The organism is Metabacillus sp. GQ13, from assembly GCF_059758525.1.
In genome coordinates, this window is record NZ_JCAXET010000015.1 from 113,771 (window position 1) to 133,374 (window position 19,604).

Here is a 19,604-nt window from a genome sequence, read left to right on the forward strand (position 1 = left end):
TCCTATTTATTTCAAATCAATTTTAACCTTTTCTAACTCAACAGGAATATTGGAACTTAATGAACCCATATTAATTCTTATTACATAGTCATTTAAGTTAAAATCACTGATTTTACTAATATCGAATGTACTTCTAAAGCGTAAGTTATCTTTGTTAATTACTTCAACTGAGTGTTTAATCGCCTCTTTATAAATATCCTTTTCTGATTCTTTAACCAGTGTGACATCATTACGAGCAAAGTCACTGTAAAACAAAAAATCCTGATTCATGTCGTTACCCTTATTTATTTGAAAATCAAGAGTAACAGCCTTATTCTTAACAGTAACATTTTCCATTTCAACAACAAAATCTTGCCTTGCAGCATTGATTTCAACTGGAGTTGCATCATTTAATTCAATAAAATAATCTGATTCACTCAAGGCCACTTTAGGTTGAACTACAATATAACTTGTTTCTCCCTTTAATGACTGTGGAATAATACTTCTTCCTTTAACAACAATTTTATTATTCTCTGTTATCGTATCTAGGTCTATTCCGTCTGTCGATATATTAATCTCTCTACCTTGGTCATCATATGCCTCTAATCGTACTTGATCATGTTTACCTTCAATTGGAAAGGTAGCTGTATAGTTAATAGCAGTTGATGCTTTTCCTTCAATAATTGAATCAAAATGAACATTTATTTCTGCATCCTCATCTTTCGTTCCTTTGTCAACATTTACTGTCTCATAAGGTAATTGGTTTATAGGTACATCGAATCTCCAACTACCTTCTTTTTCACCTATCCTCTTGAATTCAAGTGGAAAAGAAGTTTCTGGTGGTAATTCTGTTTTCGGATAGCTTAATTGTATATGACCTATATAGCCACTATCTGTTGGCTCAATGTATACTATTTCTTTACTATCAGAAATACCACCTTTACCATCAAATATTTCATAAAACCCTTGGATTCTACCATCTTCCTCTGTCCTTACATTTCCTTTAACGGAAAATGTAACTCCAATTACAGCTCCTTCATAATAAGCATTTGTAATAGTTACATCCACTCCTTTGGAGCTATAGGTTTGATTCAATTCTGTAATCAAATCTTGAGATTGTAAACTCCTACCTACCAAATCATTAAAAGTACCATACACATCACCTAACAACGGTACTTTTGCCATTACGTGGGATAGTGAAGGAGAAATGAAACTTGAAGAAACAATAATCGTTGCAGCAGCAACTGTGGACCATATAATTTTTCTAGGGCCCATCTTATTTTTAGGATGACTAGCACGTTCCTTTCCAGCCTTTATTGCATCTAAAATTCCATCTTTGGGTATTTCGATTTTCTCATATACTTCTTGCAATGACTTTTTCTCCATTATTGTTCATTCCTCCTAACAACTTTTTTAATCGTTCTTTCCCTCTACTTAAATAGGTTTTTACGGTATTTTCCGGTATGTTCATTACTTTAGCCACTTCACTTATAGGTAAATCATGGAAATAAAAAAGAATAATAGCATTTTTATGTTTTTCATTTAACCCACTAACCGCCTCTAATAAATCTAGGTACTCTACTCCTTTTTCTCTTTTATCATCAGTAACCTCGTCCATACAGTTCAAAGGTAATTCTTTCTTTCTCTTTTTTAGTACATCATACGAACAGTTTATAAGTATTTTTGTTAGCCAAGTTAAAAAGAACTTTTCACTTTTTAATTGTTCAATTGATAAAAATGCTTTGTAAGAGGTCTCTTGGACAACATCCAAAGCATCCTCACGATTTCGAACATATATGTAAGCAGTACGGTACAATTGATCACCATGTAAAACAAGAAGCTCCTCTAAACATTCCTTGTTTCCCTTCATCGCCTTTTTAATCAGTTTAAGTTCATTCATTAAATTGACCTCCTTTCTGCCTATTAGAGGGAAATTATGATAAAAAAGTTTCAACTTTAATCCTTTTCCTAAAAAAACAGTTATATCAACACTAAGAAAGAGCGTCTTATAATGGCTCTTCAAATATATAATATTGGTGGTATAAGAAATAACTACATACACTCTACTGCTCGTTACTTGAATAAGCAAAATAGCAATCTCTCGTTCTCGAAGAATGCACCGTTAAAACAATAAGATTTTGGTCGCTAAACTCCTTAAAAAGTGGTTCCAATTCATTCACATCGTACTTATCCTTATCACTAATAAATTTTTCAATATCCATTGTACCATCCACCAAAAACTCTAGTTTCCATCGTTATCCTGAAACAGTCACCTCATCCATAATAGCTTATAAAGGGCTTTTCGGTTAATCGAAATATCGTAAGTTACGAACGATCTTCTTTCCCTTCACAAGAATACGTAATGATATAAAAGATACTTCTTCACGATTTTCTTTATTAACTAAGGGTTCTAGTCAGTCGGGAGGGGAACGGATTAGCAATGAAAAAGTATTTGGAAAGTGTTATATGTATCTAATTCATTACTCCCACCCTTATACAAGCAGGGTGGGATTTACAGTTTTTCTATTTCGTTTGGAATCTAACTCTATAAGGGATTTTTCATTTGGAATACATTTTGACGTTCAAATTTTGAATGGATTTTTCAAGAAACTTGGGAATGTGGTGTGGTTTTGGGTGGTGAGATTTTTTGGAATGAGGATGGGGGATATTCCGATACTTTCAAGATCACGAAGGTATTTTCGATAAGTGGGTTTAGACATATGTTTCTTAGGCATCAATACTGCCTTTGGAGATTTGAACAAGGAATGCTCGACGGTCATCTTTTTTCTTTTTTGAGAAATGACTGTTTTCAATGATTTTTTCTGCCTCGGTGATTTTATAATAGTCCCCTCGATGAACAATTGGCAGAACGTGTTTTTCCATATACTCTTTCCATAACTGGTACGAAAAATAACTCCTTAATTTCTTTGGTCTGCCTTTTCCTTTATCTTTTCTTTTCATGCTGTTCAGGTGGCTGTTTTTAAGTCTTAGTTCGTATCTTACCACATTTTCTTCGTATGATTGAATTTCTTCACCATTTGCTATCCGTTCTTCTTCTTTATCGTAAATGTTCAACTCAATACTATTACATTTGTGATATTGAGAAGTTACATATTTAAAAGGATTGCCATTTTCATCCTTACCCCATTTGATTTTTTTCTTGTAAGCATATTTTAGCAGTGTATTTTGAAATAACAGTTCCCTGTCCTTTGGCTTAGGTACGACAGCATCCATTTTGTAATCAATTCTCTTGAGTGTATGGGAGTCAAAATACAAGGAATGACCAAAGTGCCTGATAAGGAATTTTCGAATATCTGATTCTACCAAATTATAATCTTTCTCTAAAATCTCTCCTTTGTGCAACATTTTAACAACATCTACTTTCAAGTGTAGATTCCAGTTTCCATCCGCACGACAACTAATCCAGGTAACTGAATAGGCAGGGAAACTCTTTTTAACTTCGCTCTTTAGTTGTGTAACCGCAGCCCCAAAGTAATCATACTTGTTGAGGTTAACCCCGTACATGGCAAATAGGTGTTGAATATTGGAATTTTCTACGAGCAACATCATTTCAAATGTGTGTATCATTGTAAAACCATCTCCTTTATTTTAGTTCATGGGAGCAAAGAAAGAAAGCCTTTGTTATCAAGGGTTCACTTGGTTTTGTTTTTCCCGTCCCTAACTAATTTATATGACTTTCCAACACATTGATAAGCACCAATGTGATTGTTAAGTAAAGCATCCTACTGAAGTTGTAAAGTAAATATTCAACAATGTCCTCACAAAATCGTAGAACAACATTACAGCATGTGCATAATAGTAAAGGTTCAGAATTTTCCTTTTGTCTAGTAGATTACAAGTATATGATTACAAGAAAAAACCGTAAAAGCTGTATGCTTACGGTTTCGTTTTTTGGCTATCTCATTCCACATGCAGCCTTTTTGGTAGGGGTTGTTATTCTATGAACTATTGATACGACCTCGAACTTAATAATTTTGATTTATGTCATGATCCCAATTAATATAGGGACATAACATGATATTCACAATGATAGGAAGTGAATTTATCAAAAAAGGAAATCATCAATTACATTCCCCTCGAATACCCTCAAACCATATGACTTTGAAATTCCCCACTCAATTATTTTAAAATGAAAATCTACAATAAAATAAAAACAACTGGAGGAAAACATCATGACCCTCGAAAGAATCTTCAATAATCAATCTCCAATTACCCTCGAAAGCATTTTCCAATCTATTTTGAATGAAAAAATTGACGCACTCATTAAGGAATTCTATGATAATACTAAGGTGAATTCCACTGACTCTTCTAACGAGAAAGGAGAGGAAGTGACATGAGATCAGCAATTTACATTCGTGTCTCAACAAACAAAGAAGAACAAAAACAGTCCCTTGAAAACCAAAAAGAATTGTTTATGAATCTACTATCTGAGAAAGGGTGGGACTTATTTGATATATATTTAGACATTGAGTCTGGGACGAAATCAAATAAACGCCCTGCCCTAAAACGGATGATTGAAGATGCAAAAATGAAAAAGTTCGACATTATTTTGGCAAAGGAATTATCCAGATTAGCCAGAAATGGACAATTATCTTATGAAATTAAAAATCTTGCAGAAATTCAAAGCATACACATCCTTACCATGGATGGTGCAATTGACACACTATCGGGAAATACTCAAATGTTTGGACTATACGCTTGGATGTATGAACAAGAATCCCAAAGAACAAGTGAACGTGTGAAGGCTGCTCTACAAATCAGAGCAAAGATTGGTAAATTTAAAGGCTCCATTCCACCCTACGGATACTATGTTGAGAATGGAGTTTTAAAACCTAGAATTGATTCTACTCCTGATGTAGTGCGTCGAATATTCAACTCTTATCTTTCAGGTAAGGGATTTGACAGAATTGCAAGGGAGCTATTAGAGGAAGATATACCGACTCCTTCTGAAATTGCAGGAAAGAGAAATGCAAGTTCACTTTGGCATGGGTCTACTGTTAGAAAAATACTAGAAAATCAACATTACACCGGTAATCTAGTTCAACAAAAGGAAACTTCAATTAGTGTAACAACTGAAAAACGTAAAAAGATTAATCCAGCAAATTATGTTGTCATCAAAAACACACATAAGCCTATTATCTCCAAAGATGATTTTCATGTTGTTCAACAGTTAATCTCTGAAAGAAAACGTAAACGACCATATGCTAAAAAACATCTATTCACAAATATTTCCTTTTGCGATGATTGTGGTAAGAGTATGCACTATAAAGCCAATCGTAAGGGATATATTTGTGGGGCATACAATAAATATGGTCATACAAAATGTTCAGATCACCATGTAAGAGAAAATGGACTGATTGAAGCAATTTCAAATGATATAAAGCAAATGTTTTCAGCACTCTCAACAAAATCTATTCAAAAAGACATTGAGAAAAAGGTTGCAAACTTCATTCAGCGGGATCAAAAACAACTCACTACCATTCTCAAGGAGATAGAAAACTTAAAGAAAGACAAACGGCTGCACTTCGCATGAAAATACGGGGTGAAATCCAAGATGAAGAATACAGATTACTCATTGAGGATAATGGTATCCAACTCGCTAAACTAAATGAGGAAAAGTTAAAATTAGAAAAGGGATTACTCCAACAAAAACAAACGATTGATTTTACAAAACTTATCCAACAAATTGAACGGTTTGTTCAAAACCCTATTCTTGACGAAGAAATGCTTCACAAACTAATAGAAAGAATTGAAATAAAAGAAGATGGGAATCCGAGAATCCACTACCGATTCTCGGACCCTTATATATCTTCTATTTTTTTACGAGCAACACACAGCACTCCACATGCGCCGTATGCGGAAACATATCCACCGGCTGAATATACTCAACCCTATAATCACTTGCCAAATAATCAATATCCTTAGCCAATGTCGAAGGATTACAAGACACATAAACAAATTTCTTAGGTTTCACCTTTTTAATCGCATCCAAAAACTTACTGTCACAACCAGTTCTCGGTGGATCGACCACGACAACATCAGGACGCCAGCCTTCGTCTATCCATTTCGGAAGCCATTCCTCAGCGGTTCCAGTAACATAAGTAGCATTTTCAATCCCGTGTCGATAAGCATTTTCCTGTGCATCAATTATCGCAGATTCAATCGTATCCATACCGCGTACTTCACTTGCCCCACTTGCAAGCCACATACCTATTGTTCCTACACCACAGTATGCATCAGCAATTTTTTCTTTACCGGTTAGATTTGCTGCTTTTTTCACTTCGTCATACAGCTTTACTGTTTGAACGGGATTCAATTGGAAAAACGCTCTTGCTGAGAGTTCAAAGCTCAAATCACCTAATGTTTCTTGGATGACTTCTTCGCCACTAAGATGAATTTCTTTTTCGCCAAAGATGAGTGATGTTTTGTTTCCGTTGATATTTTGAACGAGTGATGTAACTTCTGGTAATCTTTTTTGTATTTCGGCCATTACTTTCTTTTTTCTCGGTACTTCTTTTTGGGTTGTAACGAGGACCACTTGAACTTCTCCTGATTGGAAGCCGGCTCTTGTTACGATTGTTCGCACGATACCTTTTTGTGTGCGTTCATCATATACAGGTACTTGAAAGTCCTCGAGAATTTGTTTAACTTCTTCTGATACTTTGTTTGTTAATGGATGCTGTACCATACAATTTTGAATTGGCACTAGTTTGTGCGAATCTAAACCGTATAAACCCGCTATCAATTGTCCATTTTTCAGCTGACCAACCTGGAATTGACTTTTATTTCGATAATTCCACGGTTCTTCCATTCCGATTGTAGAACGGATATCAAGCTTTTCAACGTTAAGCTTTGTATGGCGTTCCATTGATTGGATCACGATATCTCGTTTTTCCTTTAGTTGTTGGTCATATGCTAGGTGTTGGAGCTGGCATCCTCCACATTCCTCATAAATTGGACATGGTGGTTTTACACGGAAAGGTGATTGTTTGCGGATATTCTTAACCTTTCCTTCAGCAAAATTCGGTCGGATCTTTGTTGCTTCAACGACAACTTCTTCTCCTGGAAGTGCACCTGGTACAAAGACAACCTGTCTTTTAAAATAGCCTACACCTTCTCCATTAATACCTAGTCTTTTTATCGTTAAAGGAAATGTTTGTCCTTGTGAAATTTTAATCGACTGATTCTTATTTTTTTCTACCATTAGTTAAATTCTCCGTTCTTAAGTTAACCTTCTACTTCTTTATATAACGTAACCATTTGTCGATCTATTATATAGAAGAACTAACCATAATACTAATACTTCTTCTAATGAATATCCAGCAGATGATAGCCGAGCTCTTAACCTTATCTATTATTAGCACATAAAAAATGCATTAACACTCATAAAATTTGTTGGTGAAAACAAGTCTCTAGTCGATTATTGTCTCCATTTCTCTTAGCATTCAACAAAAAAGAGATTAACTCAAACCTGAGTCAATCTCTTTCTCTTATCTATTCGACACTATTTTTTCTTCTTACAAAGAAGATCGTAACTGCTCCTACAAGTAACAGCAGTGAACCTACTAATAGTACATTAAACGTATTTGTAGCTGTAGCTGGTAATTTCTCACCTGCTACTTCTTCTGATGTTTTGTCGCCATTCACTTCATCAGAAACCTCTACAACTGGTGTTTCCTTTCCATCTTCATTCGGAGGTGTTGGCGTTTCTCCATTTCCATTTCCATTTCCACCTGGAGGTGTTGGTGTTTCTCCATCTCCATCTGGAATTGTCGGTGTTTCTTCTCCGTCTTCTTCTGGATTAGTTGGAAATTCTCCAGTTGAGTAATACTTTTTAATTTCTTCTTCTGTTAATACCTTTTCCCCATAAATAAGCACTTCGTCCATTAACCCTTTATATGGAATATCCCAATAGTTAACACCTAACGCGAAGGCTGCGTTTGTGGTTGTGAATACGTCTGGAAAATTAGTTCCACTAAATGCTGGTTCACCATTAATATAGACTGTCACTTCTCCGTTACTGACAGTAAAAGCTAGATGTGACCATTCATTTACTGCGATTTTTTGCTCCGTATTTGCATCAAACCAAGATTCCCCTGACCAAAGCATCGTGTTATTGCTGGCTGCATCATGACCTTGTGGTAAGAGACTTAACCATTTTGTTTCGCTACTTGCACCAAAGAAGGTTGTCGTGTAGCTGGTCAATTCCTCTGGTTTTAACCATAATGAGACCGTATATTTATTGCTTGAGATCAGACCATCTGGTAAACGAATCCCTGATGAACCATTAAACACTGCTGCTTGTCCTACCTGACCACTTGCAAAGGTAGTCACACCATCTGTATTATTGATTCGATTTCCTGTCACTGTCCCAGCAGCTACTTGACCAGTACTGTCTAGTAAATTATCTTCAAAAGCATAGTGTGCAACCAATTTACCTTCCTCTTGCGGAAGAACAGTAACGTCAAATGTCTTAGTCGCAGTCACATCACCTTTTGTAATCGTCGCAGTTAGCGTTACTGTTACAGGTTCCTCACCAACAGGACGAGTCACAACTCCTTGCTCTGAAACAATCTTTGGATGTGAAGACTGCCATTTTATTTCAGTTTGACGAAGACCAGTTGTCGATAGCTTTATGTTACTAATGACATTGCTAGTTTCTCCTATTGATAGGTCACTTTTTACTGACTCTACAATTTCTTCATCAGTCATACCTTCTGCTTTACTTCCCCAAATTGAAACGCCTTTATTTGATTGGGCAGTAAATGTCATGAGGTAGCTTTCTGAAGTTGGATCCCATTGACGTACAAATACACCATTGTACTCTATGCCATCAACATTCAATACAGCCTTATTATCATCTGCTAGCTCCCATGTACCATTCACTTCTCCTGAAATCGTTCCATCGTTGTTTAAATTAACAAGAACAGATTCTTTTATCTCAGAAGATATGTCTTTACCATGATTAATAAATTTATAATCTCCACTAATATCTTCCTCGGAGACTACATCTAACGATTCTCCTGCATATCGATAAGGTGAGACCACTGGCCAGCCTTGATTATTCATATACATTTTGTGAACACGAATTTCATGTTGCTCGCCTTTTTCAGTGAATCGTGTGTGGAAAATTAAGTATTGATCATTTGTTTCCTCATCATAGTAAACAGAATTATGTCCTGGTGATACATACCCAGTACCAATTCCAGTTCCCTTCTCACCAACCTCACGTTTGAATAGGAAGTTCCCCATTATTTTCACACCATAAGGCTCAATGGATGCATCATCGAAAATCGGTAATTCTTTATTAGCCATTACATTGATCATGTCATTTCCTTCAGAATCAACATAAGGTCCATCTGGATTTTCAGAACGAACGACACGCATATTGTAGCCGCCAACTGCATCAAGACCACCGAATGATAGATACATATAATAGTAGTCTGTTTCTGGGCTATATTGAACATATGCTCCTTCTATTCTACTATGGTTTCCTCCAAGAAGTTTTTTTCCATACCCTTGACCTTCTAACGGCTCCCCTGTTACTGGATCTAACTCAAGTATGAAGATACCACCAGAATAGGAGCCATAAATCATCCATAGCTTACCATTTTTATCAAAGAAAACATCAGGGTCTACTGCATTTGGATGGATTGTCGCATCATAGATCGTGCCATCCTCACTTTCTTCATCCCACATACCTGATTTTAAAATAATTCCTAAATCCTCATAAGGGCCATCAGCCTTGTCCGCAACCGCTATTCCAAGTGCAGATCGTGGAGAATCCCCTTTACAGGCATTGTAATACATGTAATATTTTCCATCTTCTAATTGAATGACATCTGCCGCCCATAAGGTATCTGATTCGGCCCAGTCAAATGTCTCTTTTAGTTCCTCTACGACATTTTCAAACAATGGATTTTCTGGATTCACTCCATTTGAAACCTGTTCCCATTGCATAAAATCACTTGTCTTTGCTGAGGCTAAATGTGATCCAAATACAAAAAACTCACCATCTGCTTCAACAACAGAAGGATCATGTACGGATGCATTTTTAAATACTGGTACCTCTTCTTCTGTATTGTCGATCGCAAAAGTTGAACTAGGTAATACCAATACTACCATCATAAAAAATACCAGTAGCTTACGAGAAACATTCTTTGTCATCTTCTAACTCCCCCCGTCCATTAGAAACCAAAACCCACTCTTGTTTTGTATGCGTATTCATTCATTAATAAATACAACGAATACCCACTGTTTATTATCAGACTTAAAAATAGGCTATTTTCGCGCATTAGAAAAGGACCTAAATAATAAACACTTAAATGAAGCAAGAGTGGACCTTATCGTTTCAAAATGAATCTTAGTATAAAATATTGGGGTAAGCGCATCTAAGAAGTTAGTTATTCATCTACATCTCGTTATGTTGATGAATGATTTTGTATGTAAGCGCTTATCCTACCCCCGCAACTTATCGTATTACACACGTTCGTACATGTCAACAGAATTTTTCACCTTTAAGTACATGTTAACTTTTTATACTTGTAATTTGTACGAACAAGTTAATCCTGCTTCATAAATAAAAAAAGCCCTTTGAAATGATTCAAAGGGAGAATAAATATGGACTCTCAATCATCTTATCGATCATTAAGTCGTCTAAGCTTTTAAATGTATAGCCTTGTCTTTTTAATTCGACGATCGCATGGTCGAGCGCTTCTGAGTTATCCTTCGATACTGTATGAAGTAACATGATAGATCCTGGGTGAATTTGTTTCAGTATATTATCGTAAGAGTAGCGCCATCCTCTTTGAGAATTTACTTTCCAATCAACAAATGCCAATGACCAAAATACTGATGTATAGCCTAATTCCTTCGATTTATCAAGAACTTTTTCACTAAAAATCCCTCTTGGTGGTCTTAAGTATCTCATCTCTTTTTGTCCGGTCAGCTCTTCGACTTTTAATCGGACTGATTCTAATTCTTTCTTAAATTCTTTATCACTTTGTGTTGTTAAATCTGGATGATACCAAGAATGATTTCCAACGATATGTCCTTCATTTACCATTCGTTTCACTAGAGCTGGTTCAGTATCTAAGTAATGACCGGTAACGAAGAAGGTTGCTGGAACGTTATGCTCCTTTAATACATCAAGCACATTTGCTGTATATCCATTTTCATAGCCGTTATCAAACGTTAAGTAAATTTCCTTTTTTGTCGTATCACCCATATAAAACGAACCATACTTTTCAAGGATACTTTCCAATTCCTCACCAGCATAAGCAGGCTGATGATTTTTACTCTTCGAAAATCCCCAGTGAATTGGCCTGTTTGATTGCGCTTCAACAGAATGTACTGACAGAAAAAATAAACAAAGAATACTCATTGTTATGATGTATTTTTTCATCCTTTTACTCTCCTCAATATATAGTCATTATCTATAGTGTTGATTTAGTGAAGAATTCAATACCGGAAATAAATACCAAATAAAAAAACCTTCCGATCAACTAGGAAGGTTTTGAATAAGAAACTCATTTTTTTAGGCACTTTCTTTCATATCAACTTTTTCTTTCCTTTTTTTACTAAATAACTTGTTTAAGCCATTGCCGATACCATTGAAAATACGATACACAGCTGGAATAAGGACGAGTGTGATCATTGTTGCATAAAGTAAGCCAGAAATAATCGCGGTTGCCATTGGTGCCTGATAATTACCTGATGTCCCAGAAGCCAATGCAAGTGGTAGCATTCCTCCTGCAGTCGTCAGAGTTGTCATGAAGATTGGCCGTAAACGATTTTTCCCTGCTTCTATGATTGATTCATTGACTCCTAATCCTTCTTTGCGTAATTGATTTGTTCGATCAATTAGTAAGATGGCATTATTTAAGACAATTCCAATCAGCATGATAATGCCTACTCCAGACATCATACTTAGTTCGCGCTGTGTGATAAACAAACCAGCAATAACCCCTACAATGGTCATTGGGATAATTGACATCACAACAATCGGATGAATCAAGTGGTTAAACTGAACAGCCATAACTAAGTAAACCAAGAAAATCGCTATCGCAAAAATTAAGATCATATCCTGGATAAGCTCTTGCTGTTCCTCAAGGTCCCCAGCAACGGAAATACTGTAACCATTCGGAGTTTCCGTATTCTCGATAAGCTCTTGGATTTCTCTATTAATCGTTCCTAAGTCTGTATCTTTCATATCCGCTGAGATTGTCACAAACCGCTCTCCATCGCTATGCGTTATTTCATTCGGTGTATTGACACTTTTTAGTTCGATAAATGTTGATAAGCTCTTATCACCATCTTTTGTTGGTACTTTCAATTTTAGTAACGAATCTTGTGTATTCGTTTGTTCATTCCACTTCATTGTGAGTGGGATATTTTCGTCATCAACTTTTATCTCGCCAATTGCCATATCCAAGTAAGTCTCTTCAATGAACTGCCTTACTTGAGGTTGAGATAATCCGGCATCTTCAATGGCACTATCTTTTGTTTCGATCACTTGTTCAATCGAAGTACGTTCGATTGAATTAGTGACAGCCGTAATTCCGTCTATCTCTTCAAGGTTGCCAACAAAGTCTTCTGTAATGGATTGTAATCCTTCAAAGTCTTCACCTTTTACCTGGATTTGAACGGGATAACCACCACCTCCACCAGATATCGAGCTTTGCACACCAGTAATCGGATAGTCATCCTGCAAATCACGTATTGAGGTAAGAATCTCTTCGTTTACCTGCTTTTGTTCATTTTTTATCTCATCGCCAGTTGTCATATTAATGATTGCTACTAACAACCCACCTTGATCCATGATATAACTTTTTTCTATATCCTCGATATTGGATAGTTCTGCACTCATCTTTGCTACGACTTCTTCTTTTTCTGCTAAAGATAGACCTGTTTCTACCTCAATAATTAACTCTGAATATCGATTGAAGATATCAGGCATAATCGTCATCGGAATCTTCGACACCAGCATCAACGACCCTACTAACAAGGCAAAGAAAACGATAATTACCGCAAAACTGTTACGTTTTTTCTTTATCACCCATGACACAAGTTGGCTATAACCTCTAAGTATACGACCTTCCTTTTTATTACGCTTTTTACCAGTCTTCAGAAACTTTTCAGATAACGTTGGAATGAGTGTAAATGAAACAACCACCGAACTGATTAAGGTAATGGCAACAACAACTGATAACCAGACCATATACTGACCTATATCTCCACCTAATAATCCGATTGGCAAGAAGACAACAATCGTTGTTAACACCGAAGCAATGACTGCAGATGCCACTTCCTTTGTTCCTGCAACAACAGCTTCTAATCGTTTATAACCTTGCTCTTTCTTCCGATAAATGGACTCTAATATCACAATGGATGAGTCCACCATCATCCCAATCCCTAACCCTAAACCGATTAATGTTAACATATTAAAACTGTAATCCAATATCCACATTGAGATAAATGTTAATAAAATAGATGTAGGGATCGACAATCCAACAATAATGGTTGCTCTCACACTACGTAAAAATAGTAATAAAATGATGATCGCTATGATCCCACCAATGATAATATTACTTGAGACTCCATCGATCGATTCTTGTACATAATCAGCCTGTGCAACAATTTCATTTAGCTCGAAATGATCGACTAAACCGTCTTCTTTAATGTTCTTGATCTCCGCTCGAACAGCCTCTGCCATTTCAAGTTGTGTTGTATCTGATACACGTCCAATTTGTACAAAAATAAAATCCTTCGCGCCATTTTTCCAGACGTATGATGAATTCTCCTGTGGTTGTAAGGTAACGCTCGCAATCTCATTTAAGGCGATCATACCTGACTGAGTTGGAATTTTAATTGTTTCTACAGCCTTTACTGATGCCAATTTTGTATTCCATCGAAGCGATGAGGCTTCCTGTTCTCCACTTAATTCCCCTAACGTTGCTTCACTATTCACTTGCTGAATAGCCGTAAATACCTCAGTTGGCGTAAGTCCTTTATTTGTTACCTCATCTTTATTAAGTTCAATCACTACTTCGTTCTCCAAAATTCCAGCTAATGAGACATCGCGGACCTCTGGTAACCCTTCTAATCGAGGTTCGAGTATGTCCTCAGTAAATGTAGTCATCTCGTCCATTTTCCCATTGGAAACATCCATGAAAAATTCGTAGCTAGCACTCGTTCCAATTTGATCTGTAATGACTTCATCTATCCCTTGAATTTCTGCTGTAGTGCTATGTACTAATCCCTCAATTTCCTTAGATACTTCATTTCCTCGTCCAGTTTCAATTGAAATTTGCATGCTTGTACGGCCAATTGAAGTTGTCGAATCGATATCTATAATACCGTCAACACCTTGAATGCTTTGTTCAAGCGGATTCGTAATGGTTCGTTCCACTTCAATCGCTGACATTTCACCAGCCGTTACTTCTACATATGCTCCATCATAATCAACTGACGGCATAAGTTCTTTGTCTAGTTTTAATAATGAATATCCGCCTACTAGTAGAACTAAAACTGTTACTAAACTTACTAAAATTTTCCTTTTTACTATAAATTCAATCAAAACCAGATCTCCCTCTCTCTTCACTCCAATAATTTTCGAAACCCACATTGTTATTCCTTTAAATGGTAACCCCAAAACTATTATAACTGATTATTTGGTTCATCGACCCTTTTTTACTTTAATTTTACATTTAGTATAACTGAGTACCATATTTAGAAATCTGTATGCGCTTGATTATTAATAAATCGACAAAAAAAGACCTGGAAATCGTTCCAAGTCTCTTAAACAAACGTTTATTTAGCTTCTTTTCTTCTGATCTTCTTGTGATTCCTCTATCTGAATCACAATTTTTGAGCTTATTTATACACAGGTTCCTTAAATTGCGCTAATTTTTCCAATGACGATTTATCGACGTCCGCATGTAAGCTGTTTCCATGTGAATCCATTGTAACGACCGCTGTAAAACCTTCAACTTTTAAATGCCACATCGCTTCTGGAATACCGAATTGCATAAGATCTACACCCTCGACCGATTTAATACAATCTGCGTAATATTGGGCTGCCCCGCCAATTGCATTTAAATAAACGCCACCATGCTCGCCTAATGCTTGAAGCGTTTTGGGACCCATTCCACCTTTTCCGATAACAGCACGAATACCAAATCGCTTCATAATATCTCCTTGATATGGCTCTTCACGAATACTAGTTGTTGGACCCGCTGCTTTCACATGAAAGTTACCATCCTCATCCTTCAGCATAACTGGCCCACAGTGATAAATGACCTGTCCATTTAAATCAACCGGTGAATCATTTTCAGATAAGTATTTATGAATCGCATCTCGTCCTGTATACATCATTCCATTAATTCGAACAACATCTCCAACACTCAATTCTCTAATCTGTTCTTCGGTAATAGGAGCTTCAAGTACAATTTCTTTAGGAGCTTCATTAAGTTCCACAGCGGTTGCTGCTTCATCTTGTCCGAAGTCTACTTCTTCACCGTCTTGGTATAACCATTCACTAATTGAGCCAGTATCTGGATCGATATACACACCAAGACGACGATAAGCCCAACAGTTGTAGGCAACAGATACAAAGAAACTAGCAGGAATTCGGTTAATGACACCTATTTTACAGCCAAGTAACGTTGTTTCCCCACCGAAGCCCATTGTACCTATTCCAAGCTCATTCGCATGCTTAACTACATATGCTTCCAGCTCACGTAAATCTTCACGTTCGTTGACATCATCCACTCTTCTGAATAGCTGCTCCTTTGCCAACTCGTAGCCACTCGTACGGTCTCCGCCAATTCCTACTCCAATAAATCCTGCACTACAGCCTTGTCCTTGTGCTTGGTAAACAGAGTGAAGGATACATTTGCGGATACCATCTAGGTCTCGTCCAGCTTTTCCTAGTCCATCGAGCTCACTTGGGAGGCTATATTGAATGTTTTTATTTTCACAGCCACCGCCTTTTAATATAAGACGGGCATCAATATAGTCTTTTTCCCATTGCTCAAATTTAATAACAGGCGTTCCCTCTCCGAGATTATCGCCACTGTTATCCCCAGAAATGGAATCCACTGAGTTAGGACGTAACTTCCCATCCTTCGTCGCTTGCTCAATAGCACGTTTAATTTCCTTCTTCATTTCAAGTTGATTTGCACCAACTGGTACTTTTAGTTTAAATGTAGGTAAGCCTGTATCCTGACAAATTGGCGAGACATTATCATCCGCCATTTTAATGTTATTCGTAATAGTAGCAAGTGACAATGCAGAACGAGTCCCAGCACTCTCTTTCATCTTCGCAGCAGCAATCGCTCTTCTAACGTCCTTTGGTAAATTGGTCGATGTTTCAACGATTAATTGATACATACTTTCATAAAAACCTTTCATCAACATTCTCCCCCTTATAATAAGCATATTTTAGAGATAACATGACAACGCTACCATCATCATTCTAAAATTTCAGATATCTAAACTTTCGGTCTATTTCCCTCAATTTTTATTATACTCTAGCTATTATTTATTGAAAAGCGGAAGCGCCTTGTTCAGCCCCGACAAGCATAAGACGCTTAGGAATAGAAGGTGGTCTTTACCTTCAATTCCTAAGTGCCTTATGACCTCGAGGGGCTAGGCGCAGTAGCTAGACAGCAAACCTATTTAAAGGGACATAAATTTCAGTAGAACAAGACCTAAAAACTTAGTGCAAAAACGTTAATCCTTCTTCTTTGTTAGTAGTAATCTGCTATCAAAAAAAGAGCTACACAAATGTGCAGCTCCTCTCCACTCATTCAATTAAATTCCACTAACTTACTTATCCCAATCCTTCTTAAACTGGTCCTGCTTGAACTCTAAATCATCAAGCATTTTCAATAACCGATCTATGTCATCTACATCTGTAGATTCAGGATCCATTGAATCAAGTACCTCTAAAAACATACTTAAACGATTTTTCAAATAAGATAATTGCGAATCTTTATCGTGAACAGCGTTACCCATACGACCTCTCCTTTCATCCCTTTTTATCCTAGCTTAAAGATTATTTTTTGACAACCATGACCTGGATTCACTCCTCAGTAATGATAACTAGGCAGGTTCATGATAAAATGGTTGTTATGCTATGAATCGCTGATTCTGTTTTCGCATAGCTTTTTACCATACGTCATCCTCTCATTGGCGAGTTCATTATTAACTTGCTCTTTTCACAAATGAGTAGAGTCGTTTTCATTATATTTACTGTATATAATAAAAATCCAAAGGCTGATTTTTATCATTTTTTGCAAAAGCTTTTAGAAAAGAGCCCTAATTAAGGAGTAACCACATGAATACAACTAATTCACTAAAACCTATAACAACTTCATATGATCCATGGGAAGCTTATCTAGATATTGAGCAATATGGAAAAATGTCGTTGACCAATATTGAACTGACAACAACTACATTATGCAATATGCGTTGTGAGCATTGTGCTGTTGGCTATACTTTACAACCTAAGGATCCCAATGCGCTGCCACTTGAGCTTCTTTTGAAACGATTAGACGAAGTCCCTAATCTCCGTTCTCTTAGTATAACAGGTGGCGAACCAATGCTATCGTTAAAATCAGTTGACCAATACGTTGTTCCTCTTTTAAAGTATGCCCATGAACGAGGTGTTCGTACACAAATAAATTCAAACTTAACCCTTGATTTAAAACGATATGAAAAAATCATCCCTTACCTAGATGTCCTGCATATCTCACATAACTGGGGAACGATTGATGAATTTGTCGAAGTTGGATTTGCGATGATGGATCGAAAACCAACCATTCAGCAAAGAGCCGTTTTATTTGAAAGAATGATTGAAAATAGCCGTGAACTTGTCAAAGCCGGTGTGATCGTTTCAGCAGAAACGATGCTAAATAAACGGACACTTCCTTATATAGAAAAAATCCATAAACAAATCGTTGAGGAAATGCACTGCCAACGACATGAAATCCACCCGATGTACCCAAGTGACTTTGCAAGTGGATTAGAGACCCTTTCTTTGTCAGAGTTAAGAAAGGCTATTCATCATTTACTTGATATTCGTGATGAACGTATCTGGTTATTATTCGGTACATTACCCTTCTATGCATGTAGCAACGGCCAAGAAGATTTAGACTTAATAAAACGCCTTCGTGACAGTAAAAACGTAACTGTTCGAAATGACCCAGATGGCCGCTCACGACTGAATGTAAATATCTTTGATGGCAGTATCATTGTCACTGACTTTGGTGATGCACCAGCACTTGGTAATATTCAGGAGAATAGCCTCCAATCAGCATATGACAAGTGGATGGGGTCAAAACTAGCGAAATCACTTAATTGCCATTGCCCAGCTGTAAAATGTTTAGGACCAAATATTCTTGTGAAAAATAGCTATTATCAGGATATTGATTTCACAAAAGAAAAATCAACTATATAAGGTGTCGACCAATGGAGCAAATAAATGAAATTCTAAAATTGACATGGGTACAAATTATTCTCGCTGCGATTATCTTATGGTTTAGTATCTACATGATCAATAAACTAATTAAAAAGTTTTTCCAACGTACTGATTTCATTGAAGAACGCAAAGAAAAAACAATCGAAAGTATCGTTCGGTCTTTGACCAAGTACGTTGCCTCAATTGGCTTCATCTTATTTGTGATTTCACGCTTTGTTGAAAATTTCGGCTCGATTCTTGCGGGTGCTGGGGTAGCAGGTATCGTCATCGGATTTGGTGCTCAAAGTCTGATTAGAGACATCCTAGCTGGTATGTTTTTAATTTATGAGAAACAGATTCATCAAGGGGATTTTGTCACGGTAAATAACACATTTAGCGGAACAGTTGAAGAAATCGGCCTTCGTTCTCTAAAGATTAGGGAATGGAGCGGGAAGCTATTAACTATAAGCAATGGCGAAATCAAACAAATTCAAAACTATAATATAGACAGAATGAGGATCATTGAGCGTGTTGTTATTAGTTACCGAGAAGACCCGGACAAAGTATGGAACGTTCTCCAAAAGGCATGCGACAAACTAAACAAAGAATTTGACCATTGCTTGAAGCTCGATCAGTCTAATTGCTTGGTCGAACCGTTTTCAATATATGGGATCACTTTATTAAATGCCGGTTTTCGGGGACATGAATATACAATCACTGGACTTGTTGATGATATGCACTACTGGAATACAGGGAAAGAAGCTAGAAGGATCATTGCTAAAACTCTGTTTGATGAAAATATCCGTTTAGCTGAGGAGCGAATTTTGCTCAATCAACAGGAAGACTCAAAATAGGTGTACATGTTGCTATAGAAAAGTTTAACCAAATTGATACCAATTACATTGATAAATGAACATTTAGAAAGAACGTGTTTTGGAAGGATTGATCAAAACACGTTCTTTCCTATATTTAATTAGTCCTCCATAATTGCGTTGTTGAAGATCGATTAATTTATTTCAACTGGTGTTTATTCCAGAACTTAATACAATCAGATGTTATCGGTATGAAAAGGATTCTACTAACTGAGGTAAGAGGATTCATAGGTATGCATGCCTTTACACTTACTTAAATTGCACAAATC

At 36.6% G+C, this 19,604-nt stretch carries 14 protein-coding genes; 4 read left to right on the top strand and 10 right to left on the bottom strand.

Annotation, left to right across the window (positions count from 1 at the left end; all coding sequences use genetic code 11):
- Positions 1 to 6: 6 nt before the first annotated feature.
- The 4 genes from AC6CHR_RS18495 to AC6CHR_RS18510 all read right to left on the bottom strand — a co-directional run bounded on the left by AC6CHR_RS18495 (position 7) and on the right by AC6CHR_RS18510 (position 3,567).
- A complete protein-coding gene (locus AC6CHR_RS18495) occupies positions 7 to 1,365 on the bottom strand; it encodes a DUF4179 domain-containing protein (RefSeq protein WP_498250483.1) in 1,359 nt (452 codons plus the stop codon).
- The gene (locus AC6CHR_RS18500) at positions 1,334 to 1,879 is read right to left on the bottom strand and encodes a sigma-70 family RNA polymerase sigma factor (protein ID WP_498250484.1); all 546 of its coding nucleotides are present in this window, start codon (positions 1,877 to 1,879) and stop codon (positions 1,334 to 1,336) included. The genes AC6CHR_RS18495 and AC6CHR_RS18500 overlap by 32 nt, the downstream gene beginning before the upstream one ends.
- Positions 1,880 to 2,042: 163 nt before the next feature.
- Positions 2,043 to 2,201, bottom strand: coding sequence for a hypothetical protein (locus tag AC6CHR_RS18505; protein WP_498250485.1), 159 nt, complete (start codon positions 2,199 to 2,201; stop codon positions 2,043 to 2,045).
- Positions 2,202 to 2,706: 505 nt separating this feature from the next.
- Positions 2,707 to 3,567, bottom strand: coding sequence for a hypothetical protein (locus AC6CHR_RS18510; protein WP_498250486.1), 861 nt, complete (start codon positions 3,565 to 3,567; stop codon positions 2,707 to 2,709).
- Positions 3,568 to 4,172: 605 nt separating this feature from the next.
- On the opposite strand from AC6CHR_RS18510, the gene AC6CHR_RS18515 reads away from it, so the two are divergent.
- On the top strand, positions 4,173 to 4,337 hold the full coding sequence (locus AC6CHR_RS18515) for a hypothetical protein (protein ID WP_498250487.1): 165 nt from the start codon (positions 4,173 to 4,175) through the stop codon (positions 4,335 to 4,337).
- Positions 4,334 to 5,533 (top strand): recombinase family protein, encoded by a 1,200-nt coding sequence (locus AC6CHR_RS18520; protein WP_498250488.1) that lies wholly within the window; start codon positions 4,334 to 4,336, stop codon positions 5,531 to 5,533. The genes AC6CHR_RS18515 and AC6CHR_RS18520 overlap by 4 nt, the downstream gene beginning before the upstream one ends.
- 279 nt (positions 5,534 to 5,812) lie before the next feature.
- On the opposite strand, the gene rlmD is transcribed toward AC6CHR_RS18520, so the two are convergent.
- From rlmD to AC6CHR_RS18550, 6 genes are all read right to left on the bottom strand, one after another.
- Entirely contained in the window at positions 5,813 to 7,204 is a 1,392-nt protein-coding gene (gene rlmD, locus AC6CHR_RS18525; RefSeq protein WP_498250489.1) for a 23S rRNA (uracil(1939)-C(5))-methyltransferase RlmD, read from the bottom strand.
- 290 nt (positions 7,205 to 7,494) lie between these two features.
- Positions 7,495 to 10,167 (bottom strand): arabinan endo-1,5-alpha-L-arabinosidase AbnB, encoded by a 2,673-nt coding sequence (gene abnB / locus AC6CHR_RS18530; RefSeq protein ID WP_498250490.1) that lies wholly within the window; start codon positions 10,165 to 10,167, stop codon positions 7,495 to 7,497.
- Between the two features lie 436 nt (positions 10,168 to 10,603).
- Entirely contained in the window at positions 10,604 to 11,404 is an 801-nt protein-coding gene (pdaA, locus tag AC6CHR_RS18535; RefSeq protein ID WP_498250491.1) for a delta-lactam-biosynthetic de-N-acetylase, read from the bottom strand.
- Between the two features lie 132 nt (positions 11,405 to 11,536).
- Entirely contained in the window at positions 11,537 to 14,578 is a 3,042-nt protein-coding gene (locus AC6CHR_RS18540) for an efflux RND transporter permease subunit (protein ID WP_498250492.1), read from the bottom strand.
- A 296-nt stretch (positions 14,579 to 14,874) separates the two neighbouring features.
- Entirely contained in the window at positions 14,875 to 16,413 is a 1,539-nt protein-coding gene (locus tag AC6CHR_RS18545) for a fumarate hydratase (RefSeq protein WP_498250493.1), read from the bottom strand.
- 417 nt (positions 16,414 to 16,830) lie between these two features.
- A complete protein-coding gene (locus tag AC6CHR_RS18550) occupies positions 16,831 to 17,019 on the bottom strand; it encodes an SE1561 family protein (RefSeq protein ID WP_498250494.1) in 189 nt (62 codons plus the stop codon).
- 322 nt (positions 17,020 to 17,341) lie between these two features.
- Between AC6CHR_RS18550 and yfkAB the strand changes: the two genes are divergently transcribed.
- Positions 17,342 to 18,463, top strand: a complete 1,122-nt coding sequence (yfkAB, locus tag AC6CHR_RS18555; protein WP_498250495.1) for a radical SAM/CxCxxxxC motif protein YfkAB — start codon at positions 17,342 to 17,344, stop codon at positions 18,461 to 18,463.
- A gap of 11 nt (positions 18,464 to 18,474) precedes the next feature.
- On the top strand, positions 18,475 to 19,317 hold the full coding sequence (locus tag AC6CHR_RS18560; RefSeq protein WP_498250496.1) for a mechanosensitive ion channel family protein: 843 nt from the start codon (positions 18,475 to 18,477) through the stop codon (positions 19,315 to 19,317).
- Positions 19,318 to 19,604 lie beyond the last annotated feature (287 nt).

Bases quoted from the DNA above. Each gene is read 5' to 3' on its own strand.
- AC6CHR_RS18510 (WP_498250486.1), bottom strand. From the start codon at position 3,567: ATGATACACACATTTGAAATGATGTTGCTCGTAGAAAATTCCAATATT.
- rlmD (WP_498250489.1), bottom strand. From the start codon at position 7,204: ATGGTAGAAAAAAATAAGAATCAGTCGATTAAAATTTCACAAGGACAA.
- abnB (WP_498250490.1), bottom strand. From the start codon at position 10,167: ATGACAAAGAATGTTTCTCGTAAGCTACTGGTATTTTTTATGATGGTA.
- AC6CHR_RS18515 (WP_498250487.1), top strand. From the start codon at position 4,173: ATGACCCTCGAAAGAATCTTCAATAATCAATCTCCAATTACCCTCGAA.
- AC6CHR_RS18500 (WP_498250484.1), bottom strand. From the start codon at position 1,879: ATGAATGAACTTAAACTGATTAAAAAGGCGATGAAGGGAAACAAGGAA.
- AC6CHR_RS18560 (WP_498250496.1), top strand. From the start codon at position 18,475: ATGGAGCAAATAAATGAAATTCTAAAATTGACATGGGTACAAATTATT.
- AC6CHR_RS18520 (WP_498250488.1), top strand. From the start codon at position 4,334: ATGAGATCAGCAATTTACATTCGTGTCTCAACAAACAAAGAAGAACAA.
- AC6CHR_RS18545 (WP_498250493.1), bottom strand. From the start codon at position 16,413: ATGAAAGGTTTTTATGAAAGTATGTATCAATTAATCGTTGAAACATCG.
- pdaA (WP_498250491.1), bottom strand. From the start codon at position 11,404: ATGAAAAAATACATCATAACAATGAGTATTCTTTGTTTATTTTTTCTG.
- yfkAB (WP_498250495.1), top strand. From the start codon at position 17,342: ATGAATACAACTAATTCACTAAAACCTATAACAACTTCATATGATCCA.
- AC6CHR_RS18550 (WP_498250494.1), bottom strand. From the start codon at position 17,019: ATGGGTAACGCTGTTCACGATAAAGATTCGCAATTATCTTATTTGAAA.
- AC6CHR_RS18495 (WP_498250483.1), bottom strand. From the start codon at position 1,365: ATGGAGAAAAAGTCATTGCAAGAAGTATATGAGAAAATCGAAATACCC.
- AC6CHR_RS18505 (WP_498250485.1), bottom strand. From the start codon at position 2,201: ATGGATATTGAAAAATTTATTAGTGATAAGGATAAGTACGATGTGAAT.